A 4016-nucleotide genomic window follows, 5' to 3' on the forward strand; every position below is an offset into this window, starting at 1 on the left:
CGTCTGTCCTGGCCTGAGTAGGCCCATCAGTGTCTCCCTTGAAATCAGTACAAGCGGCTCTTCGCCTCTACCCCGATTCAAAACCTATCGGCGCATAGGACAAAGATTATAGTTGCTCCTGCAATTAAGATCGCCTCTCGCAATAGCCACCTCACAGACAGGGTAATGCCCACTCTTTATTAAGCTAGCGTGTGAAATAGTTCAAAAAGGTATGAATCTTGAATAATCTGAGATGCGATACCATATAAGAGGGCAAAAAATGCTGTCTACAGGGAGAGGCCGACCTTCCGGCCGGCCTGGTCATTAGTTTTTATAAGCAACGGTGCCGTTGCAGTACAACCACTCGGACTTTTGATATCCCGACTGGCATGAGGTCGAATAGGAGGTCTCTGCTTCCGTATGATAGTTTTTTCCGTCAAGGCTGACCTTGTCCACCATCAGATTGCGCGCTCCTCTTGCCCCACCGTCGTTCACGAACTCGACTTTGATCCTGTCGATGGCAATGGTCTTTGGATGATTATAAGTAAACGTTTGGAACTGACGAAGCGCCGGGTTGCCCTTGGTGTCAGTCCATGTGGCAACTGGGATGTCGTCCACCAGGAGACGCATGGTGGGATAAACGCCGTCGGCAGCTTCTCCGGCAGCAAAGACGGTAATGGCTGAACCGAATTCATAGGCACCGAGATCGGGCAACCCTGCGGCTGCACGGCCGGTGTAGTCGGCTTGATAGCCTAACTCGAGACCAGCATCAATGGCTTTGCTCCCTTCTGCGAGGCGCAAATCACCTCCCTGGGCGTCGAAGAATCCCGCGTCAGAAAGCTTTTCGGTGGGGTCAAGGGCAAAACCAGGAGAGATCCCGCCGACCATGTTGTAAAGATTATTGGTATGACTGAAGGCTGCTGAAGGGGCAATGCGGACATCGCTAACAAAAATGTTGTTTCTGAGGAGCAGGGTTTTCGGATCTTCTCCTTTCTTGAAGCAGTCGATAGCCGGGCTGCCGCCCCCAGCCGGTTTGTAAACCGTATTATTTTCAAAGCGCACATCCTCAATTTTTGCCAGAGAACTTTCTGTATGAACGCAAAGCACAGGCGTCACCACGTCGACGATGACGTTATGATGCATTCTGATTGCATGAGCGCTGGCATCCCCGCCTGGGCCTCCGATTTCGCTGAAACCATCGGTATTTTTCGCGTAATTGTGATGGATATGGGAACGATCGGTGACACCAAAGAGTTCCACGAATCCGCCGTCCTTTCCATAGTCATAGCTGGGGCCGATACAGTTCTCGCCACGGTTGTATGATATTTCATTGTCCGTGTTCTCGAGCCAGAAGCAGTTGGCACCAAAATCATTGCTTCCACTCCTGGGTTTATCAGGGTCCCTGGGATCGTTCACAATCATATGGACGTCATGGACATAATTTCTTGTAATGAGGTTGAATTGCCCGAAGGTTTGAACCCCAATGCCAACATTGGCAATTTCGTTATGGCGGATGATATTATGATTCGCGCCCTCATTAATCATAACCCCACGGGCGTTGGCATTACGGAGCAGCAGACCTTCTACTGTAATGTAGCTGCCTTTGACTTCAACGGCGGCCCCCCACCGCCCCGCACCGGGATTCTCGATAATCGGCGACTTCATTTCCTGAACAGGCTTATCCTCATCCCCATAGGCTTCAATGATGATGCGAGCCTCGGCCGTTCCCGAATCCTTGATAGTCAGCCCCGTATCCCAGGCTGAGCCTCGTCTCAGCCGGATCACATCGCCAGCCAGAAGTTTCGTCGCGTTGATTTTTGTCAGCGACTTCCATGGTGTGGAAAGCGAAGTGCCCGAAGCCACATCCGATCCCGCCACACTGTCGACATAAAAGGTTTGAGGACCGCGGGCGGAAGCCGCAAGATTTGAATCTGTGCCGCGGGACCCGCATCCCAGAATACTGCCAGCCAAGAACAAGGACACAAGACCAATCTCAACTCTTTTCATACAGATCGCTCCATCAGTTGAAGAGGCAACAGGACCAGTCCCGGCAAGAACGCCAAGCACTTTCTTGAACAGAGATATCGCAAAAACACAGTTCCTGCGGCCGCATGATTTTTACCAGACGATCACTATCATTTTTCTTCATGCAACCACAGCGGAACCTTTTCATTCTTATCCACTCTGATTACTTTATGCTGTATTCAAGCCACTCAAAAGCAGAGGCCCTTCTCGGCACTAAGCAGAAGTAAACCAAATAAACAGGATGAAGATGATAATGAAATCAATCGGCAGACTTTCGCTGGCATGAATGAAAGCAGGACACCTGTCGCACCAAACTTACAGTGAAGGTGAGGATAACAGTGTGAGGCAGGATATTGGAATTGCACATCATGAGTAAACGGCCGTTTTACACCGTGAGCTTTTGGAAGATGACAGACTGAGGTATTGGATTTCATTTTATGGCCAATATCTTCCTTGAATTTCGCGGAGCTCCCTGGATCGATTATCTAATCTATCCAATACTTTTGTGTGTACCGATCGCAGGCGATGAAAAAGCCGCAAAACGCTTTCTCTTGAAGGCTATCAAGTTCGGTGAACTGGCGAATATGACGAGTCCCAGGTCAAAATACCAGAGGCTTATGGCAACACAACCATCCTTGCCATCCCCTAAGATAAATCAAGAAAGCGTCCTCACCAGGTTGATTTTAGCCGGTTGTGGTCGCATACTCCTAAGACCATTTCAGGAGGCGTAATTTTGTCTCGAATCGATCTCAAATTAATTGCCGAGCAGCTTCCTCAAGATTGGAAAAGCCAATCAGTTGGCTTAATTGGCGAAACAAATATCAGAGTCCTGCGAATGAATGGCTCAGAAATTCCGGAGGAGGCCCATCCTTATGCAGAAGCGCTTCTTGTTGTGGATGGTGTATTGAACTTGACTGTAAATCACGAGGACGTTCAACTGAAAGACGGTCAAGTGTACTTTGTTCCTGCCCATACACGACACAAGGTTAAGGCTGGAAGCTCAGGAACCCTCCTTCTTATCAGTCCCGCCTGACCAGGTCGATGGTAAGTCGATATTTCGAATCAGTTTCGAAAGGTCCAGACCTGTGGAGATAACATCTTACCGGTGCCGAGGCTTGAACGCTTCGATGAGGTAAGCCATTTCCCCGTTCACCGTTCGAGTATCAAGGGACTGGAGCTGGACACCATTGCAAATCACTTTGGGCGGAGTTGCAAAGCCGAAGAGCAGAAATTCAGATGCCAGACCCGGCTCGGATTTTTGCTCATCTTTCATCGCAAAGTCGACTTCGACAGTGTCGGTTGAGATTTGTATCAGAACCCGGGCAAGACCAATCTTCCCGTTGGCGACAATCCTCTTGCCGCCGGGGATCGACAGGCGAAAATCTGCTAAATCGGGCAACGGGTTATAGCCGACATACGTTGCGCTTCGAGGCTCTGTGAGCAGATAGGAAACGAGCCCTGGAGTACTCTCGAGGACTGCACCATTTTTCTCAAGTCTACCCGTTCGCCCCTGCTGTGACAGCGTCGAATCCCGCTCCAGATCTGCCGCTGGATAGGTGTGGCCCCCGTTAACGCGCCGCTCGGGAAACAGCTCATCCAGGGGTGGGGTGTATCCCCAAGTCCCCGGATAGGCAGGCAGATAAGAAAGATCGATAGCTGTTGCGCCGTTCACGTAGCGGAGATTCAGCTTTCGGGCTGAAGCGTCCCAGGACGTGGCAAGCTCAGCCCGGTGCACGCTCACCTGGAACTCTGCAAAGCTCGTGTACTCTGTGCTATCGCCCATCTCCACAATAAAGCCACCGTAGGCGTTATCGATGACCTCCTCCTGATCGCTCGTCAATGCCAGCGGTACACTGCTCTTGTAATTATAAGAGTTAATGCGGAGCTGCTCCTTGATGGTTCCACCCCCCTGCAGAGCTGTCAGCACTCCGTCCTGGTCGAGCACAATCTCTTCTGTTCGACCGAGGTCAGTGGCCGGTATAGGAATGAGCCCAATATACGAAGGACCGTCC

Annotated in this window: 3 protein-coding genes; 1 reads left to right on the forward strand and 2 read right to left on the reverse strand. The window is 50.7% G+C overall.

The window, feature by feature from the left end:
- Positions 1-303: 303 nt before the first annotated feature.
- Entirely contained in the window at positions 304-1986 is a 1683-nt protein-coding gene (locus VE954_RS31100; RefSeq protein WP_324960332.1) for a carbohydrate-binding domain-containing protein, read from the reverse strand.
- A 751-nt stretch (positions 1987-2737) separates the two neighbouring features.
- Between VE954_RS31100 and VE954_RS31105 the strand changes: the two genes are divergently transcribed.
- Positions 2738-3037: a cupin domain-containing protein gene (locus VE954_RS31105; RefSeq protein WP_324960334.1), complete on the forward strand. Its 300-nt coding sequence runs from the start codon at positions 2738-2740 to the stop codon at positions 3035-3037.
- Positions 3038-3103: 66 nt separating this feature from the next.
- Here the strand turns inward: VE954_RS31105 and VE954_RS31110 are convergent.
- Positions 3104-4016: hypothetical protein (locus VE954_RS31110; RefSeq protein WP_324960335.1), on the reverse strand; the 913-nt coding region annotated here is incomplete at its 5' end.

The sequence above is a fragment of the Oligoflexus sp. genome, from assembly GCF_035638955.1.
In the GTDB taxonomy this organism is placed as follows: domain Bacteria; phylum Bdellovibrionota_B; class Oligoflexia; order Oligoflexales; family Oligoflexaceae; genus Oligoflexus.

Coding starts and splice junctions, on each gene's coding strand:
- VE954_RS31100 (WP_324960332.1), bottom strand. CDS start 1,986: ATGAAAAGAGTTGAGATTGGTCTTGTGTCCTTGTTCTTGGCTGGCAGT.